Annotated in this window: 21 protein-coding genes; 13 read left to right on the top strand and 8 right to left on the bottom strand. The window is 64.2% G+C overall.

Annotated features, from left to right (window positions below; translation table 11 throughout):
• Positions 1-36: 36 nt before the first annotated feature.
• Together ACN0YL_RS00955 and rpmG are read left to right on the top strand one after the other, a co-directional pair.
• Positions 37-1215, top strand: coding sequence for an MFS transporter (locus ACN0YL_RS00955; RefSeq protein ID WP_417496729.1), 1179 nt, complete (start codon positions 37-39; stop codon positions 1213-1215).
• Positions 1216-1298: 83 nt separating this feature from the next.
• On the top strand, positions 1299-1466 hold the full coding sequence (gene rpmG, locus ACN0YL_RS00950; RefSeq protein ID WP_417470159.1) for a 50S ribosomal protein L33: 168 nt from the start codon (positions 1299-1301) through the stop codon (positions 1464-1466).
• Positions 1467-1588: 122 nt separating this feature from the next.
• Here the strand turns inward: rpmG and ACN0YL_RS00945 are convergent, their stop codons facing one another.
• Both ACN0YL_RS00945 and ACN0YL_RS00940 read right to left on the bottom strand, forming a co-directional pair.
• On the bottom strand, positions 1589-2950 hold the full coding sequence (locus ACN0YL_RS00945) for a PleD family two-component system response regulator (RefSeq protein ID WP_417496728.1): 1362 nt from the start codon (positions 2948-2950) through the stop codon (positions 1589-1591).
• Positions 2951-2962: 12 nt separating this feature from the next.
• Positions 2963-3328 (bottom strand): response regulator, encoded by a 366-nt coding sequence (locus tag ACN0YL_RS00940; protein WP_417496727.1) that lies wholly within the window; start codon positions 3326-3328, stop codon positions 2963-2965.
• 191 nt (positions 3329-3519) lie between these two features.
• Between ACN0YL_RS00940 and ACN0YL_RS00935 the strand changes: the two genes are divergently transcribed.
• Together ACN0YL_RS00935 and ACN0YL_RS00930 are read left to right on the top strand one after the other, a co-directional pair.
• Positions 3520-4425, top strand: coding sequence for an ROK family protein (locus ACN0YL_RS00935; RefSeq protein ID WP_417496726.1), 906 nt, complete (start codon positions 3520-3522; stop codon positions 4423-4425).
• Positions 4422-5705, top strand: a complete 1284-nt coding sequence (locus ACN0YL_RS00930) for a DNA polymerase IV (RefSeq protein ID WP_417496725.1) — start codon at positions 4422-4424, stop codon at positions 5703-5705. The genes ACN0YL_RS00935 and ACN0YL_RS00930 overlap by 4 nt, the downstream gene beginning before the upstream one ends.
• Here the strand turns inward: ACN0YL_RS00930 and ACN0YL_RS00925 are convergent.
• Positions 5656-6573 (bottom strand): serine aminopeptidase domain-containing protein, encoded by a 918-nt coding sequence (locus tag ACN0YL_RS00925; protein ID WP_417496724.1) that lies wholly within the window; start codon positions 6571-6573, stop codon positions 5656-5658. The two genes, ACN0YL_RS00930 and ACN0YL_RS00925, sit on opposite strands and share 50 nt — an antisense overlap.
• 101 nt (positions 6574-6674) lie before the next feature.
• Here ACN0YL_RS00925 and ACN0YL_RS00920 point away from each other — a divergent pair, with 101 nt between their 5' ends.
• Both ACN0YL_RS00920 and ACN0YL_RS00915 read left to right on the top strand, forming a co-directional pair.
• A complete protein-coding gene (locus ACN0YL_RS00920; RefSeq protein WP_417496723.1) occupies positions 6675-7136 on the top strand; it encodes a RidA family protein in 462 nt (153 codons plus the stop codon).
• Between the two features lie 81 nt (positions 7137-7217).
• Positions 7218-7961: a DsbA family protein gene (locus ACN0YL_RS00915; RefSeq protein ID WP_417492369.1), complete on the top strand. Its 744-nt coding sequence runs from the start codon at positions 7218-7220 to the stop codon at positions 7959-7961.
• Positions 7962-7968: 7 nt separating this feature from the next.
• Here ACN0YL_RS00915 and ACN0YL_RS00910 read toward each other — a convergent pair whose 3' ends face one another.
• Both ACN0YL_RS00910 and thiS read right to left on the bottom strand, forming a co-directional pair.
• Positions 7969-8772 carry a thiazole synthase gene (locus ACN0YL_RS00910; protein WP_417470174.1) on the bottom strand — a complete coding sequence of 268 codons (804 nt, stop codon included), beginning with the start codon at positions 8770-8772 and terminating at the stop codon, positions 7969-7971.
• On the bottom strand, positions 8773-8973 hold the full coding sequence (thiS, locus tag ACN0YL_RS00905; protein ID WP_417492416.1) for a sulfur carrier protein ThiS: 201 nt from the start codon (positions 8971-8973) through the stop codon (positions 8773-8775).
• Between the two features lie 75 nt (positions 8974-9048).
• On the opposite strand from thiS, the gene aroQ reads away from it, so the two are divergent.
• From aroQ to aat, 4 genes are read left to right on the top strand one after another with little or no spacing between them, the layout of a single operon-like run.
• Positions 9049-9489, top strand: coding sequence for a type II 3-dehydroquinate dehydratase (aroQ, locus tag ACN0YL_RS00900; RefSeq protein ID WP_417470176.1), 441 nt, complete (start codon positions 9049-9051; stop codon positions 9487-9489).
• A 21-nt stretch (positions 9490-9510) separates the two neighbouring features.
• Positions 9511-9999 (top strand): acetyl-CoA carboxylase biotin carboxyl carrier protein, encoded by a 489-nt coding sequence (gene accB, locus ACN0YL_RS00895; RefSeq protein WP_417492367.1) that lies wholly within the window; start codon positions 9511-9513, stop codon positions 9997-9999.
• Between the two features lie 28 nt (positions 10000-10027).
• The gene (gene accC / locus ACN0YL_RS00890; protein WP_417492366.1) at positions 10028-11374 is read left to right on the top strand and encodes an acetyl-CoA carboxylase biotin carboxylase subunit; all 1347 of its coding nucleotides are present in this window, start codon (positions 10028-10030) and stop codon (positions 11372-11374) included.
• Positions 11375-11389: 15 nt separating this feature from the next.
• Positions 11390-12040, top strand: a complete 651-nt coding sequence (gene aat / locus ACN0YL_RS00885) for a leucyl/phenylalanyl-tRNA--protein transferase (RefSeq protein WP_417496722.1) — start codon at positions 11390-11392, stop codon at positions 12038-12040.
• Here aat and ACN0YL_RS00880 read toward each other — a convergent pair.
• Positions 12007-12468, bottom strand: coding sequence for a DUF2155 domain-containing protein (locus tag ACN0YL_RS00880; RefSeq protein WP_417496721.1), 462 nt, complete (start codon positions 12466-12468; stop codon positions 12007-12009). The two genes, aat and ACN0YL_RS00880, sit on opposite strands and share 34 nt — an antisense overlap.
• A 56-nt stretch (positions 12469-12524) precedes the next feature.
• Positions 12525-12935 carry an NADH:ubiquinone oxidoreductase subunit NDUFA12 gene (locus ACN0YL_RS00875; RefSeq protein ID WP_417492363.1) on the bottom strand — a complete coding sequence of 137 codons (411 nt, stop codon included), beginning with the start codon at positions 12933-12935 and terminating at the stop codon, positions 12525-12527.
• 158 nt (positions 12936-13093) lie between these two features.
• Here ACN0YL_RS00875 and ACN0YL_RS00870 point away from each other — a divergent pair, with 158 nt between their 5' ends.
• The 3 genes from ACN0YL_RS00870 to ACN0YL_RS00860 all read left to right on the top strand — a co-directional run bounded on the left by ACN0YL_RS00870 (position 13094) and on the right by ACN0YL_RS00860 (position 18012).
• The gene (locus ACN0YL_RS00870) at positions 13094-16063 is read left to right on the top strand and encodes a hypothetical protein (protein ID WP_417496720.1); all 2970 of its coding nucleotides are present in this window, start codon (positions 13094-13096) and stop codon (positions 16061-16063) included.
• Positions 16064-16121: 58 nt separating this feature from the next.
• Positions 16122-16613 carry a pentapeptide repeat-containing protein gene (locus ACN0YL_RS00865; RefSeq protein ID WP_417470189.1) on the top strand — a complete coding sequence of 164 codons (492 nt, stop codon included), beginning with the start codon at positions 16122-16124 and terminating at the stop codon, positions 16611-16613.
• A 94-nt stretch (positions 16614-16707) separates the two neighbouring features.
• On the top strand, positions 16708-18012 hold the full coding sequence (locus ACN0YL_RS00860) for a pentapeptide repeat-containing protein (protein ID WP_417496719.1): 1305 nt from the start codon (positions 16708-16710) through the stop codon (positions 18010-18012).
• 72 nt (positions 18013-18084) lie between these two features.
• On the opposite strand, the gene aspS is transcribed toward ACN0YL_RS00860, so the two are convergent.
• The gene (gene aspS, locus ACN0YL_RS00855; protein WP_417496718.1) at positions 18085-19902 is read right to left on the bottom strand and encodes an aspartate--tRNA ligase; all 1818 of its coding nucleotides are present in this window, start codon (positions 19900-19902) and stop codon (positions 18085-18087) included.
• Positions 19903-20230: the final 328 nt, after the last annotated feature.

Below are 20230 nucleotides of genomic sequence, written 5' to 3'. Positions count from 1 at the left end.
ACTGACGCCGGTCGCGGCGCTGCTTATAGCTCGGCCATGTTTGCATTTCTGACCGCTCCGCAATTTGCCAATAACCGCGCCCTGCTCGCCGCGATCAGCTGTGCCGGCGTGTGCGGTATCGTGTTCGGTCTTTCCATGCCGCTGATCTCCCTGCGGCTCGAGCACATGACCGGCTCCGGCCTTGTGGTCGGGATCAATGGTGCAGCCCTCGCCCTGTCGACGCTGGTCATGGCGCCCCTGGTGCCGCGCCTGATGGCGCTGGCGCCGGCCCGTATCCTGTTGATCGGCGTGCTGATCGCGGCCGCGGCCCTGTTTGCGCTTTTCCCGCTGATGCCTGCGGTGACGCCCTGGTTCATCCTGCGCTTTGCGGTCGGCTGTTTCATCACCGTAGTCTTCGTCATCTCCGAAACCTGGATCAACCAGATCGTCACGCCGCAGCGCCGCGCCTTCATGCTCGGCGTCTATGGCACGGCCCTGGCCGGTGGTTTCGGGATTGGCGGGCTGATGTTCGCCGCCTTCGGCACCGCCGGCCATCTGCCCTTTTTCCTCGCCAGCGGCGTTTTCCTGCTCGGCATCGCGCCCGTGGCGCTGCTGAACAGCCCACAGGCGCTCGCCCCGGCCCGCGAGGATGCCTCGATGACCGCGATCATCGCCGCTGCGAAATCGGCGCCTGCGGCCATCCTCGCGGGCCTGGTCTTCGGTGCGATCGAAACCGTGACCTTCTCGATGCTTCCGGTCTATGGCGACCGGATCGCGCTTGATCCGGTCTCGATCGGCATGATGGTGCTGGCGGTGGCAATGGGCGTGCTGGTGTTCCAGATCCCGCTCGGCTGGATTGCCGACCGGACCGGGCGCCGCAGCACGCTGCTCGCCATCGCCCTGGTCGCAACGCTGGGTCCGGTCCTGATCGGATTGGCCGGGGCCCGCCTGGGCCTGCTGATCCCGATTCTCTTCATCCAGTCCGGCATCGCCAGCGGCCTGTATACGGTCGGCCTGTCGCTGTTGGGCGAGCGCTTTACCGGCGGACGGATCGCGGCAGCCAATGCCGCCTTCATCTTCGCCTACGGGCTGGGCTCACTGGTCTCGCCGCCGGCCGCCGGTGTGGCCATGGACGGGCTCGGCCCCTCGGGACTTCTGGTCATCCTCGCGCTGACCGCCGGGGCCTATCTGCTCTTCCTGATCGCAACGCATCGGAAAGCGGCGCGCAGGAGTTGACACCTGCTGCGCCTTGCGTATGTTCGCGCGCTCTCGCGACGGCATGGGGCCGGACACGCGCGTAGCATCAGGACGACCGAGACATGGCGAAACCTACAACCATCAAGATCCGCCTGAACTCCACGGCTGACACGGGTTATTTCTACGTGACCAAGAAGAACGCGCGCACCATGACCGAGAAGCTCGTGCTGAAAAAGTACGACCCGGTTGCCCGCAAGCACGTCGAATTCAAAGAAGGCAAGATCAAGTAAGACGGCTCGTCCGTTTCACTTGCCGAACGTAGATCAGGCCGCAGCGCAAGCTGCGGCCTTCTTCGTATGTTCGCGACCTACCTGACACGAAATGCCCTGAAAAGCTGATGGAATGCGCCGGATCAGGCCGCAGCGGGCGCCGCCTCGACACGATTGCGTCCCTCGCCCTTGGCGATGTAGAGCGCTTCATCGGCGCGGCGCAGCAGTGATTCCGCAGTCTCGCCTGCCATCGCCTGGGCACAACCGATGCTGACGGTCACCGGGGTGGTCTGGCCGTCGCCGACCCGGAAGGGTTCGGACGCAATCGAGGCCCGCAACCGCTCGGAGGCGGCCCTGGCCTCGGCCAGCCCGGCGCCGGGCATGACGATCACGAATTCCTCACCGCCATAACGGGCGGCCAGATCGAGCGCGCGCAGATCGCGCAACAAGCGCTCGGCAAAGCCGCGCAGCACGTAATCGCCGCCCTCATGTCCGAAACGGTCATTGATGCTCTTGAAATGATCGATATCGGCGATCAGCAGCGAAACCGGGGCACCACCATGATTGGAACTCTCGATCGCCTGGTGCAGACGCGAGGCGATATAGCGGCGATTGTGCAGACCGGTCAGCGGATCGGTAATCGCCATTTCCAGGCTCTCATCGAGCTGATTGCGCAGACGGTCGGCATAGCGCTTGCGCCGCAACTGCGTCGTCGCACGCGCCATCATCTCGCCGGCATCGACCGGCCGGTGAATGATATCATTCACTCCCAGGTCGAGCGCCCGTACCGCTGTTGCAACATCGCCTGGATTGACGACCGCAATGATCGGCAATTGCCGGGTTGCCGCATCCGACCGTATCCGGGCACACAGGCGCAGACCGTCAAAGCCCGGCGAGGTCAGATCAATAACCAGCAGGTCCACCTGGCCGCGAGCCGCCTCGATCCCCTTGACCGGATTGGTCTCGACCTGGGTGCGGACCTGGGCCGGCATCGCGGCCGCATAGCGGGTGGCGGCGCGCGCATCGGCACTGATGACTACAGCCTGGGACACGGATTCGCCCTCGCCGATCGGCTCGGCCATGACATGGCTGAGGGCATCGCTGCATTCGCGATGGCGCAATTCATCGAGCACGGCCTTCAGCCGCAACAGGCTGCGCACGCGGGCAAACAGGGTGACATCGTCGATTGGCTTGGTCAGGAAATCATCGGCGCCTGATTCCAGGCCGCGAATCCGGTCATCGCGCTGATCGAGCGCGGTTACCATGACGACCGGAATATGCCGGGTGCGCGGTTCGTCCTTGAGCAGGCGGCAGGTCTCATAGCCGTCCATGCCGGGCATCATGACGTCGAGCAGGATCAGATCGGGTTGTTCGGCCTTGGCGACCTCGATGACGGCGAAGCCGTCAACCGCGGTGCAGACATCGAAATACTCGGCCTGCAGCTTGGCCTCGAGCAGGCGGACATTGGCGGGTTGATCGTCGACAACCAGGATTCGTGCGCTCATCGCGTCTCCCCCCTAGTCGAGAAACTGGCGAACAGTCTCGATAAAGGTGGTGACCGTGATCGGTTTCGAGAGATAGGCCTCGCAGCCTCCCTGGCGAATCCGCTCCTCATCCCCCTTCATCGCGAACGCTGTGACTGCCACGATCGGGATGGAGCAAAGCGTCTTATCATCCTTCAGCCATTTGGTGACTTCAAGCCCGGAAACCTCCGGCAACTGAATATCCATCAGGATGAGATCGGGCACGTGCTCGCGCGCCATTTCCATGGCCTTGAATCCGTCCTTGGTCTGCAAGGTCTCATAGCCATGAGCCTCGAGCAGATCGTTGAACAGCTTCATGTTCAACTCGTTGTCTTCGACAATCAGCACCTTTTTGGGCATGACCTGCAGCATGTCGATGACGCGCTTCCCGTTGTTTGAGCGCTTATAACGCGCCTGTTGAACCCCATCCGCACTAAACCCGATCTTCCTTAACCAACAATGAGTCAGCGACCACTTTCGTCGCCCGAAAGAACAAGATAAGAACAAATTCCGAATTCGCCAGTATATCGGCAGGAGAAAGCGGCGAAAGCATGATTCGAATCGGCATCGACCTGGGCGGCACAAAAATCGAGGCCATCGCCATGGACGCCCGCGGCACCATCGTCGAACGCCTGCGCGTACCGGCCCCGCAGACCTATCGCGACTGCCTTGGCGCGATCGGCGAGCTGGTGACGGCCATCGAGCGCGAACATGGCCGGGACTGTCCGGTCGGAATCGGCCATCCCGGCTCGATCAGCCCGGCCACGGGCTTGATGCGCAACGCCAATTCGACCTGGCTTAATGGCCACCCCTTCGCCCGCGACATCGAGGCCACACTCGACCGCCCGGTGCGGCTGGCCAATGATGCCGATTGCTTCACCCTCTCCGAGGCCGTCGATGGCGCCGGCGAAGCTGCCCATATCGTGTTCGGAATCATCCTGGGGACCGGGGTCGGCGGCGGCATCGCCATTGATGGCAAATTGCTGCGCGGCACCCAGGGAATCGCCGGCGAATGGGGTCACAACCCGCTGCCCTGGCCAAACGAATCAGATCAACCGGCTGCCCGTTGCTGGTGTGGCCAGACCGGATGCCACGAAACCTGGCTTTCCGGGCCGGGACTGGCGCGCGACCATGCCAGCCGCGAGGGCGGCGATCTCGATGCCGCCGCGATCTTTGCCGCCGCCGAAGCGGGCGTTGCTGCCGCCCGCCACAGTATCGCCCTGCACAGCGACCGGCTCGCGCGCGGTATTGCCAGCGTGCTCAACATCATCGATGCCGATGTGGTTGTTCTCGGCGGCGGCGTTTCCAATGCGCCCGGCCTGGCTGACCGTGTAGCTGCGCGCCTGCCTGATTTCCTGTTCTCCGACATCGTGCAAACCCGCATCGTCACGCATCGCCATGGCGACAGCTCCGGCGTGCGCGGCGCGGCCTGGCTGTGGCCGGCGGCGGCGAAATGAGTGGCCCGGGCTATTGCCGCGTCTGCCTGACGGCCCTGCCCAGGCCGGTTGATGCCTGCCCGGCCTGCGGCTCGCACCGGCATCTCTTCCATGAGGAAATCGGCACGCTCTCCATCGCCCATATCGATTGCGACGCCTTTTATGCCGCCGTCGAGAAGCGCGACAATCCCGAACTCGCCGACAAGCCCGTGATTATCGGCGGCCGCCAGCGCGGCGTCGTCTCGACCTGTTGCTATGTCGCGCGCATGTATGGCGTGCATTCGGCGATGCCGATGTTCAAGGCGCTGAAAGCCTGCCCCGATGCGGTGGTGATCAGCGGCGACCACGCCAAATATTCCCGCGAGGGCGGGCGGATTCGCGAGATGATGCGCGATGTGACACCGCTGGTGGAACCGCTCTCGATCGATGAGGCCTTTCTCGACCTGACCGGCACCACGCGTCTGCATGGCGCGCCGCCGGTGTTGACCCTGCTGCGGTTGCAGCGCCGGATCCACGACGAGGTCGGGATCACGGTCTCGGTCGGCCTGTCCTTCAACAAATTCCTCGCCAAGACCGCCTCTGATCTCGACAAGCCCGACGGCTTCGCGGTGATCGGCGAGGCTGAAGCGATGGATTTTCTCGGGCCACGGCCGGTGCGCTCGATCTATGGCGTCGGCCCGGCCTTTGCGGCGAAGCTGGAGCGCGATGGCCTGCGTACGCTCAATGATATCCGCCGCCATAGCGACAGCGAGATGGCCAAGCGCTATGGCGATTTCGGCTATCGTCTGGCGCGGCTGGCGCGCGGCGAGGATGATCGCAAGGTCGAGCCCGAAAGCGAACGCAAGAGCGTCTCCTCGGAAACGACCTTCAATGCCGATATCAGCGAGTTGAAAACGCTGGAGGATCAGCTCTGGCGCCAATGCATCAAGGTCGCCGACCAGATGAAGGCCAAGGCGATTTCCGGCTCAGTGATCACGCTGAAGCTGAAGAGCGCCGACTTTCGCAGCCGCACCCGGCGGCGCACCCTCAACGAGCCGAGCCAGCTGGCGGACACCCTGTTCAAGGTCGGGCGCGAATTGCTGAAACCGGAAGCCGACGGCACGCGCTATCGCCTGATCGGCATCGGGTTTTCCGGACTGCAGCCCCATCTCGGCGATAGCGGCGATCTGCTCGACCCGAATGCCCTGCGCCGTGCCACCGCCGAACGCGCCATGGACCAGGCGCGGACCAGGTTCGGCGGCGATGCCGTGGTCAAGGGACGGGCGTTGAAGCCGCGTCCGAAGCCGGTCCGCCCGGAGTGAGACCGGCCGCCACTTCGTCAAACCAGCTGAACGGACGCGGCCAGAAGCCGGCCGCTGCCTGTTTGAAGGCCCCGAAATGCCCGATGCTCTCGGCGCCGACTTCCGCCGGGGCCAGCCGCAACAGGCGTTTGTCGGCCGCCGTATAGAGCGCCATCAGATCCTCGGCCGCGCGCTGGCTGGCCAGCGTGTCATCGGCGAAGGTCCAGTCGGTGATCGGTGCGGTGATGCGGTCGAAGGCGTGCGGCCCCAGCTCGTGCAGGAAATCGCCGAAATAGCGCGGTTTGAAGGCCCAGTCGCGCCATTGCTCGAACACGCCGCGCGGCAGGGCCGTACCGCTCCACAGCCCGCCGGAGGGAATATGGCCCTTCAGCGCCAGACAGGCGGGGCCATAGGCGAGCCAGAAGAACAGGGCACTGGGACGGTAGCTGGGCTCATGCGCGCGCCAATAGCCGGTACTCGTGCACACGAAGGCATGGGCGGCGGGCAGCAAGGCATTGTCGGCGAAGCCGGGCAGATGACCGCCAACCGAATGGCCCAGCGTGAAGACCGGCCCGTGCGGCGCCAGCGCCTGCGCCTCATCGAGTGCGGCGGAAAAGTCCAGCCGGCCCCAATCGACGATATCGGCCGCAAATCCCTTCATCTGTGACGGCGCGGATCCGCCAATGCCGCGATAGTCATACAGCAGGCAGGCATAGCCCATCGCCGCGCCCTGCCGGGCGATGCGGCGATAAAGCTCCTTGGGAAATCCGGTGCCCGAGGAGATCAGCACCGCGGCTTTGGGCGCCGGCGGCGCGATGATGAGCCCGGCGAGCGAATAGCCGTCGCGGGCGTCGAATCTGTGCTCGGTTTCATGGATGATCGGGTTCATGCACCCACCATGCCGGATGACGCGCGCGTCAAGTCAAGTCATGCCTGTTGCATGACGCCGATACGCCGCTAATCTCGCGCCGGAAAACCAAGGGAGTTCCCATGTCCGCCTTCGAAACCCGCCTCACTGAACTGGGCATCACCCTGCCCGACCCGGCCGCACCGGTCGCCAATTACGTGCCCTTCGTGCGCACCGGCGATCAGGTCTATGTCTCCGGCCAGGTCTCGATGGGGCCCGACGGGCTGGTAAAGGGCACGCTCGGCCTGGACATGGATGTCGAGGCCGGCCAGGCGGCGGCGCGGCTGTGTGCGATCAATCTGATCGCCCAGCTCAAGGCGGCGTGCGGCGGCGACCTGTCGCGACTGAAGCGCGTCGTCAAGCTGGGCGGCTTCGTCGCTGCGGCGCCGGGCTTCACCGATATCCCCAAAGTGATCAATGGCTGTTCCGACCTGATGGTCGCCGTGTTTGGCGATGCCGGCCGTCATGCCCGCTCGGCCGTGTCCTGCCCGGTGCTGCCGCTCGGTGCCGCCGTCGAGATCGATGGCGTTTTCGTGATCGCCTGAGTCCTGCATTCTGCAGCCCGCCCCTCGTGCCGGCGGCCGCTCTCGGCTAGACAAGCCGGGACGAGAAAAAGGATTTGTCCCATGCTGCGCCAGTTCGCGATCATCGCCGCCGCCACTTTCATGTTCGGGTGCCAGCAGGCCCCTGCCGATGCCCAACTCAATGAGCGCTCGCGCGAAGAGGTCGGCGAGATTGTGCGCGCCTACATCCTCGAACATCCCGAAATCATCGAGGAAGCGCTGATCGAATTGCAGCGGCGCGCCCAGGCGCGGGAGATGGAAGATATCTATGCCGCCATCGAGCGCAATACGGACGCCATTTATGGTGATGAGCGCGACCCGCGCTTCGGCGGCACCGAGCCGGACGTCACCATCGTCGAGTTCATGGACTATAAGTGCTCCTATTGCCGCGTCGCCAATGAATGGGTGAGCGATGTCAATGAGCGCTATGGTGACCGCGTCCAGTTCATCTTCAAGGAATACCCGATCCTGGGCCCCGATTCACTCGAGGCCTCGCGCGCAGCCCTGGCGGCGCTCAATCAGGGTCCGGAAATCTATGAGCTGTTTCACCGCTCGATGATCAATGCCTCCGGCCCGTTGCCAACCGAGCGGATTGACCAGCTCGCCGCCCTCGCAGGCGTCGATGTCGCCCGCATGCGGGCCGACATGGAAGACGAATCCATCATGAACCACATCCTCGATGTGCGCGCCCTCGGCCAAGAGCTCGACGTCTCGGGCACGCCCTTCTTCATCGTCGATGGTGTCGTTGTCGCCGGCGCCAACCAGCTGGCACTGGAAGCGGCGCTGCAGACCGGTCTCGGCGGCTAGAGGCGCCTCAGATCAGACCGGACAGCGGGCTGGACGGATCGGCATAGCGCTTCTTGGGCATGCGGCCGGCGAGATAGGATTGCCGGCCGGCAATGACGGCATGCTTCATGGCGGAGGCCATCAGGACCGGGTCCTTGGCTTCGGCGATGGCAGTGTTCATCAGCACGCCATCGCAGCCCAGCTCCATCGCCACGGTCGCGTCCGACGCCGTGCCGACACCGGCATCGACGATGACGGGCACCGAAGATTGCTCGATGATCAGACGGATATTGACCGGATTCTGAATCCCCAGGCCGGAACCGATCGGGGCGCCGAGCGGCATGATGGCGCAGCAGCCGATCTCCTCGAGCTTCTTCGCGAACACCGGATCGTCCGAGCAATAGACCATGACGTCGAAGCCGTCCTTGATCAGCAGCTCGGCGGCGCGCAGCGTCTCGACCATGTCGGGATAGAGATGTTTGGGATCGGACAGAACTTCCAGCTTCACCAGGTTCCAGCCACCGGCCTCGCGGGCCAGGCGCAGGGTGCGCACGGCATCCTCGCCGGTGAAACAGCCCGCCGTATTGGGCAGGAAGATATAGTCCTTCGGATCAATGAAATCGACCAGGCGCGGCTCGTCGGGATTGGACAGGTTCACGCGCCGGATGGCGACGGTGATCATCTCGGCGCCGGAGGCTTCCAGGGCGCGGGCATTCTGCTCATAGCTGGCATATTTGCCGGTGCCGATGATCAGGCGCGATGAGAGTGTGCGGCCGGCGACCACCAGCGGTTTGTCCTGCAGGGCCTGCGTCATGATTGATCCGTCTTCCATTTATCCACCGCCCACAAAGGCCACGATTTCGATTCGGTCGTCCTGCGCCAGTTCGTCGAGCGGATAGCGCGAGCGCGGCACGATCTCCAGATTGCGTTCGACGGCGATCTTGCGCCCGTCAAGGCCCAGCTCACGCACCAGGTCGGCGACACGGCTGCCCGGCGCGATACTCCGGGCCTCGCCATTGACTGTCAGCTGCAACACGGCTTCCACTCACCCCGCTTGTGTGTTCAATGGCTGACGTCGTAGAACTGATGCGGGCTGTAAGGCAAGGCCATGACCAAACCGATCTACATTCTCAACGGGCCGAACCTGAATCTGCTGGGCACCCGTGAGCCGGAAATCTACGGCGCGATGACGCTCGACGACATCGCCGCGGCCTGCAGCGCCCATGCGGGCAAGCGCGGCCAGAGCATCGAGTTCCGCCAGTCCAATCATGAAGGCGTGCTGGTCGACTGGCTGCATGACGCAAACGTCAATGCCTGTGCAGTGATCTTCAACCCGGGTGCCTACACACATACATCTGTGGCTTTGCATGATGCGGTTCGCGCGATAGAACCCCCGGTTATTGAAGTTCATCTGAGCCAGACCGCCGCCCGGGAAACATTCCGGCATCATTCCTTCGTCGCCTCTGCTGCCAGGGGCAGTATTACCGGACTTGGTCTGGCAAGTTATCTGCTGGGCATCGACGCTGCCCTGCATTGCCTGAATCACTGACGGATCCAAAAGGCCCACATCATGAGTTCTGAGACCCGAAGCCGTTCGCCCATCGACCCTGAAATCGTGCGCGAGCTCGCCGATATCCTGCGCGAGACCGATCTGTCGGAAATTGAAGTTGAGCGCGGTGATCTTCGCCTGCGCATCGCCCGCCAGCTGCAGGCCGCCCAGGTGGTGCAAGCCGTCGCAGCGCCGGCCGCTGCCGCGCCTGCTGCCGCCGGCTTCGCCGTCGAGACGCCGGGCCCGGTTGCCGGCGAAGGCGATCTCAGCGCCCATCCGGGCGTCGTCAATTCCCCGATGGTCGGAACTGCCTATCTCAAGCCGAATCCGGATGCGGACAATTTCGTCAAGGTCGGCGATACGGTCAAAAAGGGTGACACCATCCTGCTGATCGAAGCGATGAAGACCTTCAACCCGATCGTGGCGGACAAGCCAGGCAAGATCTCGGAAATCCTCGTCGAAGAAGGCCAGCCGGTCGAATACGGCGAGCCGCTCTTCATCCTGATCTAACGCTCACCCCTTTTTCCGGGCGCCAAACATGTTCGACAAAATCCTGATCGCCAATCGCGGCGAAATCGCCCTTCGCATTCACCGGGCGTGCCGTGAAATGGGCATTCGCACCGTCGCGATCCATTCGGAAGCCGACGCCAATGCCATGCATGTGCGCCTCGCCGATGAAAGCGTCTGTGTCGGCCCGGCCTCGGCGGCCAAGAGCTATCTCAACGTGCCCGCGATCATTGCGGCCGCCGAGGTCACCGGCGCCCAGGCGATCCATCCCGGTTATGGCTTCCTGTCGGAGAATGCCCGTTTCGCCGAAATCGTCGAGGCTCATGACCTGACCTTTATCGGGCCGACGGCAGCGCATATCCGCATGATGGGCGACAAGATCACCGCCAAGAAGGCCGTGATGGAGGCCGGTATTCCGGTCGTTCCCGGCTCTGAAGGCGGTGTTTCCGACATCAAGGAAGCCAAGGAAATCGCCTCGGGCATCGGCTATCCGGTGCTGGTCAAGGCGGCGTCCGGCGGTGGCGGGCGCGGCATGAAGGTCGCGGAGAACGAACAGAAGCTGCAGGAAGCCATGGAAACCGCCTCGGCGGAAGCCGCGGCCGCCTTCGGCGACGGCACCATCTATCTGGAAAAATATCTTGGCCGGCCGCGCCATATCGAGATCCAGGTCCTGGCCGACATGCACGGCAATGTGGTGCATCTGGGCGAGCGCGATTGTTCCCTGCAGCGCCGGCACCAGAAAATCCTCGAAGAGGCGCCCTCGCCGGCCCTGACCGCCGAGGAACGCGCCACGATCGGCGAGACCGTGCGCAAGGCGATCGAGGTGATCGGCTATCGCGGTGTCGGCACGATCGAATTCCTCTACGAGAATGGCGAATTCTACTTCATCGAAATGAATACCCGCCTGCAGGTCGAACACCCGGTGACCGAAATGATCACCGGCATTGATCTGGTGCGCGAGCAGATCCGCGTCGCCGATGGCGCCCATCTCGATATCCGCCAGGAAGACATCACCTTTGAAGGCCATGCCATCGAGTGCCGGATCAATGCGGAAAACCCCCGCACTTTCGCGCCCTCGCCGGGCAAGATCACCGACTTCCACGCCCCCGGCGGTCTCGGCGTGCGCCTCGATTCAGCGCTTTATACCGGCTATTCCGTGCCGCCCTATTATGACAGCCTGATCGGCAAGCTGATCGTGCATGGCCGCACCCGCGCCGAGGCGCTGCTGCGGCTGCGCCGCTCGCTAGAAGAAATGGTCGTCGGCGGTATCGAGACCTCGATTCCGATCTTCCTCAACCTGCTTGAGGAGCCGGAATTCGTGAATGGCGATTACCATATCCGCTGGCTCGAGGAATGGCTGGCCAGCCGCGAGGTTTAACGGGACAGGGACGTCATGCGCGGTTTCGGGTCGACAGAACTACTCGATTGCTATGCGCGCGGCGTCTTCCCGATGGCCGAGGGCCGCGACGATCCACGCATCTATCTGCTCGACCCCGACGAACGCGGCATCCTGCCGCTTGATGAGTTCCACGTGCCGCGCCGGCTACGGCGCACGGTGCGCCAGGACGTGTTCGAGGTCAGTATCAATCGCTGTTTCGAGGCCGTGGTCGCCGGCTGTTCACAGGCCGCACCGGGCCGCGAGGAAACCTGGATCAATGCCGGCATTTTCGGCCTCTACACCCAGCTGCACCGCAAGGGTCATGCCCACAGTGTCGAGTGCTGGGCCGATGGCGAACTGGCCGGCGGCCTGTATGGCGTCTCGCTTGGCGGTGCCTTTTTCGGGGAAAGCATGTTCTCGGTGCGGCGCGATGCCAGCAAGGTGGCGCTGGTTCACCTGATCGCACGCCTCAACACGGGCGGCTATCAGCTGCTCGACACCCAGTTCACAACCGATCATCTGGAAAGCTTCGGCGCCCGCACGATTGCCCGCGATGCCTACCGGACGCGCCTGCGCTCGGCGCTGGATCTCGATGCGGACTTTTTCGCGATGCCGGAAAGCGTCAGCGGGGCTCAGGCCCTGCAGTCGAGCACCCAGACATCATAGATCGCGTGCTCGAGCGGGTTTTGCGCCGGGCGTGAAGCGAACATCCAGCCTGAAAACACCATCTCTCCGGCAATATCGACGCCGAAACCATCGGTCCGGCGATCAATGACCTGCAGGAAGGCATAGGTTTCCGGCGTCTCTTCCGGCGGGCGCTTGCGGCAATACTGGGCCGTGATCGTCAGGGCGCCGAACTCGACGCTCTCGCCAATCGCAACTTCGAAATCGCGCGTGCGCGCCGTCACCTTGTCGAGGCCGCGCAGGACCACGACCGAGCCCGGAGGACTCGACAATTCCTGGTTCGGCCGGGTGTCAGGATCATCACCGCGCAGGCTGGATCCGACATCGGACGTCGCATCCTGCGCCTGCAGGCCCAGCGGCAGGCAGGCGGCGATGACGAGAGTGGCAAGAGTGGCAAGAAAACGCTTCATGGCTCGAAACTGCCCGTGGATTATGGCGCTGTCGAGGCGGTTCGCCCCACAGGCGATTAGTTCGATTCCGGTGACCAGGCTTCGTAGTCGGCCGCCGAGGCTTGACGCTTTTCGTGCAGGGCCAGGCTGCCGGTCGGACGGTAGGCATAGACCGTGCCGGTCAGATTGGGATGGTGGTCCTTTTCCCAGCTCTGGCGGTGCAGCGGCGCTTCGGTCGGTGGCAGATCGAATGTGTGGTGCAGCCAGCCATGCCAATCGGACGGCACGCGCGATGCGTCGGCATAGCCCTTGTAGGTCACCCAACGGCGCTTGTTGCCGTCCGGGCCGGTCACGCCGCTCTCTTCGAAATAGCGATTGCCGTAATCATCTTCGCCGACCTTTTTTGCACCCCGGCGCGACAGCGTCAGCAAGGTGCCCGGCGTGGCATCATTCCACCAAACGAAAATCTTGGAGATAAAACCCAGCATGGTGCGCGGCTCCGAGTCGGTCAGGGCGAGGAATTCCCCCGTATATGCCTCCGCATCGTGTCCGGGTCCAGTCCTGAACACTGCGGGCTTCTGACAGGACGACATCGGCGTTAGACTTTCGTTAACCCCGGGCGATTCGGGGGCAAAAAGGTGGGATCATGAAACTCAATCATCGCTTCGCCGAGGCCCTCGCCGCCGCCGGTGACCGCTACGCCTTTGTGCAGCGCGAAGCCGATGCCAGTGGCGATCCCGATGGCGAGCGCGCGCCAGGCGCCGGGCGGACCATCACGGTACCGCAGGACTGGAGCCCGGCTGCCGCGCTGGGCCTCGCCCAGCTCCTCGACCAAGCCCGCCCGGCCGCAACCCGGCCGCGTCCGGGCCTGCAGGCGTTCGGGGGCCTGTCACCGCAATTGCCCGAAGACGACCGGCTGGCACCGGAGACCGGTTATGACGCCGTCATTTCGCGCATCGCCGGCTCGCTGACCTGGTCGGTGGCGCGCCATGGCGGGCTCGACAGCGCCGACGACGCCCCGGTTTTCCACCGGGAAATTGCCGCCAGCCTGCGCGGCCGCTATGTCGTGCCCGACGCCGATCTGTGCCGCCATGGCGGCATTGACTGGGCCTACGGCCTGCCCGTTCCCGCGCCTCAACCAGCACTCCAGCCCGACATGATCGAGGCAGGGAGTGCCGCGGCACCGGCGCAATTACGCGCCGTCGCCGAGGCCGCAACGCGCGAAGGCATGCTTGATGTCGGAGCACGGGTCACGCGCGACCGCCTCGATGCGATCAGCCAGGCCTGCCTGCGCTGCTCCGGCGAGGGTGAGGAATGTTTCGATCCACGCCGCAATGCCGCCCTGGCCCGCGCGATGCGCGCAGCCCTGCGTGACGGCATCGCCGAGGAAACCGTCGAGCGCGCCCTGGCTCTCGCCCGGCAAGGCCTGGCTGCCGATGCGCTCAATACTCAGCAGCAGCCCGGCGCACGTCACCCGCAGAGCGTAGTGCAAATCCCCGCCACGCTCGGCCAGGCCGTAGACGCCGATGAGCCCTGGCATTTCGGGACCGAGGGCACGCCCGGTCACTCCATGCTGCCGGCGCGCGAGTTTCGCGACAACCTTGCCCGCTCGATCTGGAGCTTCGGCGCTCCCGCCCTGGCGTTCAAGGCCTGCCCGGCCAATAGCGGCCCGGTATTGCACATCAACCTGCCCGCCTTTCTCGAACCGGGAGCGGGTTTCCGCGCCGACCTGTTTGCCGACGCGGTACGGCTGTGGTCCTGCGCCCTGACGCTGAGCGCACCGCGCAGTGCCGAGACCGCCGGCACGCTCAACCTGACCGGCATCGCCGCCCTGTTGAACGGCGCCGGCTTGGCCTATGGCAGTGCCGAAGCACGGCAGGTGGTGGCGGCCATCGGGCGTCTGGCCACCCTGTGCCTGCGCGAAACCGGTGGTGAGCTCGGCGCCCTCGCGCCCGGCCTCGGGCCCGATCTGGAGAGCGCTGCACTGCCCGCGCCCTTCACCGCCCTCACCGCCGAGCTGGAGCGGACCTCCTCGCGCTTTTCGCCGCGTTCAGCCCTGGCGCGCCCCGGCCTGACTCTGGCCTGCGCCCTGCCGGACACCTCGATTTCCGCCCTGTTCGACAATGACAGCCATGGTGCGGCCCCGGTCGAGACTGCTATCATCGCCGATGGCGGCATGGCCGGTGGCCACCGCTTGCGTGACAGCGTCCGTGCCGGCCTGCAACGCCTTGGCGCCAGCGCAACCGAAATCGAAACCGCCGAAGACCACGCCGCCGGCCATGGCACGCTGCGCGGGGCGCCCGCCATCTCGGTCACGGTGCTGCAGGAGATGGGCCTGCCCGAGGCCGTGATCGAACGCATCGAGGATTCGATCGGCGATGGCGCCTCCGTGCGCTACGCCCTCAATCGCTGGACGCTGGGTGAACGGGTTTGCCGCGACAGTCTCGGCCTGTCCGCCGATGTTCTCGAGCGAAACGGCCCGTCCCTCGCCCGCGCGCTCGGTTTCACCGAAGCTGAAATCGACGCCGCTGACCGCCACGCCCATGGCAGTGGTACGCTGGATGACGCCACAGGGCTCCCGCTGGAATGGCGCGCGGTGTTTAGCGCCGCTTCCCCGGTGGATCAGTTGCAGATGAGTGCGGCGCTGGAAGCCCAGATCGATGGCGGCGTCGAGACCCGCCTCGCCCTGGACGGCGAAAGCACGATTGACGACGTCGCGGGCCTTATCGACCAGGCCACGGCGCTGGGCCTGCGGCGGCTGGTATTGAGACGCAATCGGTCGGGCCTGCTCGACCTGTTGCCGGCCATCGATTTCGACAAGGGCGATTACACCACCGAACCGGTCGCCGAACGGGTGATCGAGCGCACCGTCGAGCGCACGGTGGAACGCGTGGTCGAACAACCCGCCGCGCGGCGCAAACTGCCTGACCGCCGCAAGGGCTATATCCAGAAAGCCACGGTGGGTGGCCACAAGGTCTATCTCCACACCGGCGAGTTCGACAATGGCGAGGTCGGCGAGATCTTCATCGACATGCACAAGGAGGGCGCGGCCTTCCGCTCGCTGATGAATAATTTCGCCATCGCGATCTCGATCGGACTGCAATACGGCGTGCCGCTGGAGGAATTCGTCGACGCCTTCGTCTTCACCCGCTTCGAGCCGGCCGGTGCCGTCACCGGCAATGACTCGATCCAGCATGCGACCTCGATCCTGGACTATCTGTTCCGCGAGCTTGGTGTGTCCTATCTCGGCCGTGATGACCTGGCCGAGCTGTCGCCGGACGCCGCCGACCAGGGCGGGCTTGGCAAGGGCGTGGCCGAGGAGAAGCTGGCGCAGCACGATGCCGCCCGCTTCATCTCCAAAGGCTTCAGCCGTGGCCAGGTGCCCGACAATATCGTGATGTTCGCCAATGCAGCGCGCAAGGTCGCCAGCGGCCAGGCCGGCGGCAACGCGACAGGCGAGACCGAAGTGCTCGACACGCTTCCCGCCTCCCAGGACTCAAAGATTCGCGATGTCAGCCTGTATTCCGGCGATCCCTGCCCGGAATGCGGCCATTTCACCGTTGTCCACAGCGAGAATGCCCACCGATGCGATGCCTGCAACTGGACCTCCGACTGATCACCAGAACGGCGTGCGGCTTGCATCTGGCCCTGTATCAGGCTCGGAGCGCCTCATTATGAAACGAATTCTGGTTGCCATCGCGATTCTTCTGTCGGCTTCGGCCGCGGCAAATGCCCAGGATGCGGCACAGATCGCCCGCGTCCAGGCCGGGCAGTCCTGCCCGGGCTGCAACCTCTTCCAGGCCGAGCTCAGCTATCGCGACCTGCCCGATATCGACCTGTCCGGCTCGCGCCTGCGCCAGGCCAATCTGGCGCTGGCGACCATGAACCGGACCCGGTTCGATAATGCCAATCTCTCGGTCGCCAACATGTTCGGTGCCCGCTTCAGCCGCGCCTCCTTCCGCAATGCCGACCTGAGCCATGCGGTGCTGGTCGGCACCTATTTCGGCGGCGCCGATCTGAGCGGTGCCAACCTGGCCGGCGCCAATATTTCCGGCGCCGAGATGGCCCTCGCGGTCGGCCTGACACAGACCCAGCTCAACCAGGCCTGCGGCGATGCCTCGACTGAACTGCCCGCCGGCCTGCGCGTTCGCCCCTGCCGGCCCTGAGATCGGGATGCATCCTGCCCCCCGGGCGAGGATTGCGTACGGGTTACTGTGATTTAAGTCGTCACCAGCGAGATCCTGCTCTATCCATCAACTCATGCGGAACCCCGCCACCATATTCGCCCTCGCCGGGCTGAGCCTGCTGATCTCCACGCAGCCGGGCTGGGCTCTGGGTGACGATCATCCCCGGCGCGGCCTCGCCATCGGCGGCGAATGCGAGTCCTGCGACTTTTCCGACAAGAACCTGGCCGGCGCGATCTTCATCGGTGCCAATTTCATCGACTCGGATTTCTCCGACTCGGAAATGGGCGGCACCACGATCGTCGAGAGCCGCTTCACCGATACCGATTTCACCGACACCAATATCACCCATGCCCGCCTGAGCGGCGTCACCTTCCTGCGCACCGATATGAGCGGCGCCGACTTTACCGGCGGCGGGATTGAACGGGTGAACTTTTCCGACGCCGATCTGGGCGATGTGAATTTCACCGACGCCCAGATGATGTTCGCCACCTTTATCGGCAGCGAGCTGGACGACGCCGTGTTTGCGAACGCGACCTTGCGCCAGGCCAACTTCTTCCGCTCCCGCATCAGCGATTCCAATTTCCGCGGGGCATTGCTGCAAGGCGCCAATTTCACCGACGTCACCGGCGAGGATGCCAGCTTTCTCGATGCCGACCTGCGCGGAGCCAGTTTCGAGAATGCAGTGCTGGTAAACGTCAATTTCACCGGGGCCGATCTGGGCGGTGTCAATTTCGAGAATGCGGCGCTCGAAGGCGTCAATTTCACCGGAACCGACCTGGTCGGTGTCAATTTCACCGCCGCCGTCATCACCGATATCACCGGCCTTTCGAAGGAAGCGATGCGCGGCGCCTGTGGCGATGAAGCGACGCGGATCGACGGCGGGATTGACTTGCCCGCCTGTGGCCGGCGCTCAAGCACCATTACCGAAACCGGTGATACTCACCGGTTCGGCTGGCGCGTCAGCCGCGCCGGCGACAGCAATATGACGGTCCGGTTCGAGACCGATGATGGCCACACGGTCGAGTTCCTGCCCGGCGACATTACGATTTCGGCCCGGCACGGCGAAGGCTTCGATGAAGAAACCCTGCGCGGCATTTCGGCAAATGCCCTGCGCGATATCGCGCGGGCCGAGCGCGAGATCAGCCGGGTTCAGCAGGACCGCGCCGCAGCGATGGCGGAAGCCGAGACCGAACGTGCCCTGGCGAGAGCCGAAGCCGAACGCGCCCGCGCCGAAGTCAGGCGTGAACGCGAACTTGAACGTGAGCGCCAGCACACCGTCACGATCGAGTTGCAAGGACGCGACGACGGCCATTTCTCGATCGTGCCGCCACGCGATGCCCCGCAACGCCCCTCCGCGCCGGAGCCACGGCACCACTAGGTCAGGCGACACAATGAGAAACGGCCGGAGCCCAAGCTCCGGCCGTTAATTCATCTGGCACAGGCAGAAGCCCTAGCTGGTCTTTTTCGCTTCCGGGATCACATTGCGGATGTGCAGTTCGCGCAATTGCCGCATCTCGACCTCGGCCGGCGCATTCATCATCAGATCGCGCGCCTGCTGGTCTTTCGGGAACATCACGACTTCGCGCAGATTGTCGACACCGGCCAGGATCATGACGATGCGGTCGACGCCCGGTGCAATACCGGCGTGTGGCGGGGCGCCATAGCGGAAGGCGTTGAGCATGCCGCCGAATTCCTCTTCCACGGTCGCGGCATCATAGCCGGCATGGGCGAAGGCCTTCAGCATCACATCGGGACGGTGGTTACGCACCGCGCCGGAGGACAATTCAATGCCGTTGCAGACGATGTCATACTGGAAAGCCTTGAGCCCCAGCAGGGTTTCCTCATCGCCTTCCTCGATCGCCAGGAAGTCCTCGGCGGAGATTTGCGGCATCGAGAACGGGTTGTGCGAGAAGTCGATCTTCTTGTTGTCCTCGTCCCACTCATACATCGGGAAATCGACGATCCAGCAGAATTTGAAGACATTCTTCTCGCACAGGTCGAGTTCCTGCCCGACGACATCGCGGGCACGCCCGGCAAAGCTGGCAAAGGCTTTCGGCTCGCCGGCGGCAAAGAAGACGGCATCGCCGGCCTTGAGATCGAGCGAGACGCGCAGCGCCTCGGTGCGCTCCTCGCCGATATTCTTGGCGATCGGGCCGGCGGCCTCGAGCACGCCATCGGTCTCGCGCCAGAAGATATAGCCCATGCCCGGCTGACCGTCCTTCTGGGCCCAGGAATTCATCCGGTCACAGAAGGCACGGCTGCCGCCGGTCGGGGCCGGGATCGCCCAGACGGCGATCTTCGGATTCTTCTCGATCATGCCGGCGAAGACCTTGAAACCGGAACCGCGGAAGGTCTCGGTGACATCGCTCATCTTGATCGGATTGCGCAGGTCCGGCTTGTCGGAGCCATACCAGGCCATGGAATCGGCATAGGTGACGCGCTCGAAGGCGGTGTTGGGCACGGTGCGGCCATCGGCGAATTCATCGAACAGGCCCTTGAGCACCGGCTCGATGACATTGAACACGTCTTCCTGGGTCGCGAAGCTCATTTCCATATCGAGCTGATAGAATTCGCCCGGCGCGCGGTCGGCGCGGGCGTCTTCATCGCGGAAACAGGGTGCGATCTGGAAATAGCGATCGAAGCCGGAGACCATGATCAGCTGTTTGAACTGCTGCGGTGCCTGCGGCAGGGCGTAGAACTTGCCCGGATGCAGGCGTGACGGCACCAGGAAATCGCGCGCGCCTTCCGGCGAGGAGGCCGTCAGGATCGGCGTCTGGTATTCGACGAAATCCTCATCGACCATGCGGCGGCGGATCGAGTCGATGATCTTCGAGCGCAGCACGATGCGCTTGTGCAGGCTTTCGCGGCGCAGATCGATATAGCGGTGCTTGAGGCGAACCTCTTCCGACCAGTCCGGCTCACCGAACACCGGCAGCGGCAATTCTTCCGCTTCCGACTGCACGGCCAGATCGCGCACCCGCACTTCAATCCCGCCGGTTGGCAGGTTTTCGTTCAGCGCCTCGGCATCGCGCGCCACGACATCGCCGGTAATGGTGACGACGCTCTCGACGCGCAGACGCTCCAGCCGCTCGAAATGCTCGCTTTCCGGCTCGAGCACGCACTGGGTGATGCCGTAATGATCGCGCAGATCGATGAAGAGCAGACCGCCATGATCGCGCTTGCGATGGATCCAGCCGGAAATCCGGGCCGTCTGGCCGACTTCACTCGGGCGAAGCTGGCCACAGTTATGGGAGCGATAAGCGTGCATGGTTTTCAAGGTCCGCAATGAGCGTGAATGGAGTTGCCGCGACATGCCGGTGACCAGGGCGTTCTGTCAAGGATTTGGGGGGAAATGGTGCAGTTGCGCGGCTGTCACCCAAAACCGCTGTCTGCCATCCTGCCATCCTGTCATCGGGCGCGGAATAGCCTTGCCAGACAGGGCGATACAGATTGTGTGCCCGTGGCAGTCAGCCTGTCACCTGTCATTGACTGTCATGCCCGGAGCGTCTGCCAGGACGCGCTGACGACCGGCCAGGCGCGGCGGACCGCATCGGGCAAGGGCGAAAATCGGGGTGGGGCCAACAATGTCAAAGAGC

This window comes from Maricaulis sp. (assembly GCF_048269565.1).
GTDB lineage: Bacteria > Pseudomonadota > Alphaproteobacteria > Caulobacterales > Maricaulaceae > Maricaulis.
Note: the sequence above shows the minus strand (reverse complement) of the source record. Positions and strands in the feature narration are given on the sequence as shown.

Coding starts and splice junctions, on each gene's coding strand:
- ACN0YL_RS00955 (WP_417496729.1), top strand. CDS start 37: ATGTTTGCATTTCTGACCGCTCCGCAATTTGCCAATAACCGCGCCCTG.
- rpmG (WP_417470159.1), top strand. CDS start 1,299: ATGGCGAAACCTACAACCATCAAGATCCGCCTGAACTCCACGGCTGAC.
- ACN0YL_RS00945 (WP_417496728.1), bottom strand. CDS start 2,950: ATGAGCGCACGAATCCTGGTTGTCGACGATCAACCCGCCAATGTCCGC.
- ACN0YL_RS00940 (WP_417496727.1), bottom strand. CDS start 3,328: ATGCCCAAAAAGGTGCTGATTGTCGAAGACAACGAGTTGAACATGAAG.
- ACN0YL_RS00935 (WP_417496726.1), top strand. CDS start 3,520: ATGATTCGAATCGGCATCGACCTGGGCGGCACAAAAATCGAGGCCATC.
- ACN0YL_RS00930 (WP_417496725.1), top strand. CDS start 4,422: ATGAGTGGCCCGGGCTATTGCCGCGTCTGCCTGACGGCCCTGCCCAGG.
- ACN0YL_RS00925 (WP_417496724.1), bottom strand. CDS start 6,573: ATGAACCCGATCATCCATGAAACCGAGCACAGATTCGACGCCCGCGAC.
- ACN0YL_RS00920 (WP_417496723.1), top strand. CDS start 6,675: ATGTCCGCCTTCGAAACCCGCCTCACTGAACTGGGCATCACCCTGCCC.
- ACN0YL_RS00915 (WP_417492369.1), top strand. CDS start 7,218: ATGCTGCGCCAGTTCGCGATCATCGCCGCCGCCACTTTCATGTTCGGG.
- ACN0YL_RS00910 (WP_417470174.1), bottom strand. CDS start 8,772: ATGGAAGACGGATCAATCATGACGCAGGCCCTGCAGGACAAACCGCTG.
- aroQ (WP_417470176.1), top strand. CDS start 9,049: ATGACCAAACCGATCTACATTCTCAACGGGCCGAACCTGAATCTGCTG.
- accB (WP_417492367.1), top strand. CDS start 9,511: ATGAGTTCTGAGACCCGAAGCCGTTCGCCCATCGACCCTGAAATCGTG.
- accC (WP_417492366.1), top strand. CDS start 10,028: ATGTTCGACAAAATCCTGATCGCCAATCGCGGCGAAATCGCCCTTCGC.
- aat (WP_417496722.1), top strand. CDS start 11,390: ATGCGCGGTTTCGGGTCGACAGAACTACTCGATTGCTATGCGCGCGGC.
- ACN0YL_RS00880 (WP_417496721.1), bottom strand. CDS start 12,468: ATGAAGCGTTTTCTTGCCACTCTTGCCACTCTCGTCATCGCCGCCTGC.
- ACN0YL_RS00875 (WP_417492363.1), bottom strand. CDS start 12,935: ATGCTGGGTTTTATCTCCAAGATTTTCGTTTGGTGGAATGATGCCACG.
- ACN0YL_RS00870 (WP_417496720.1), top strand. CDS start 13,094: ATGAAACTCAATCATCGCTTCGCCGAGGCCCTCGCCGCCGCCGGTGAC.
- ACN0YL_RS00865 (WP_417470189.1), top strand. CDS start 16,122: ATGAAACGAATTCTGGTTGCCATCGCGATTCTTCTGTCGGCTTCGGCC.
- ACN0YL_RS00860 (WP_417496719.1), top strand. CDS start 16,708: ATGCGGAACCCCGCCACCATATTCGCCCTCGCCGGGCTGAGCCTGCTG.
- aspS (WP_417496718.1), bottom strand. CDS start 19,902: ATGCACGCTTATCGCTCCCATAACTGTGGCCAGCTTCGCCCGAGTGAA.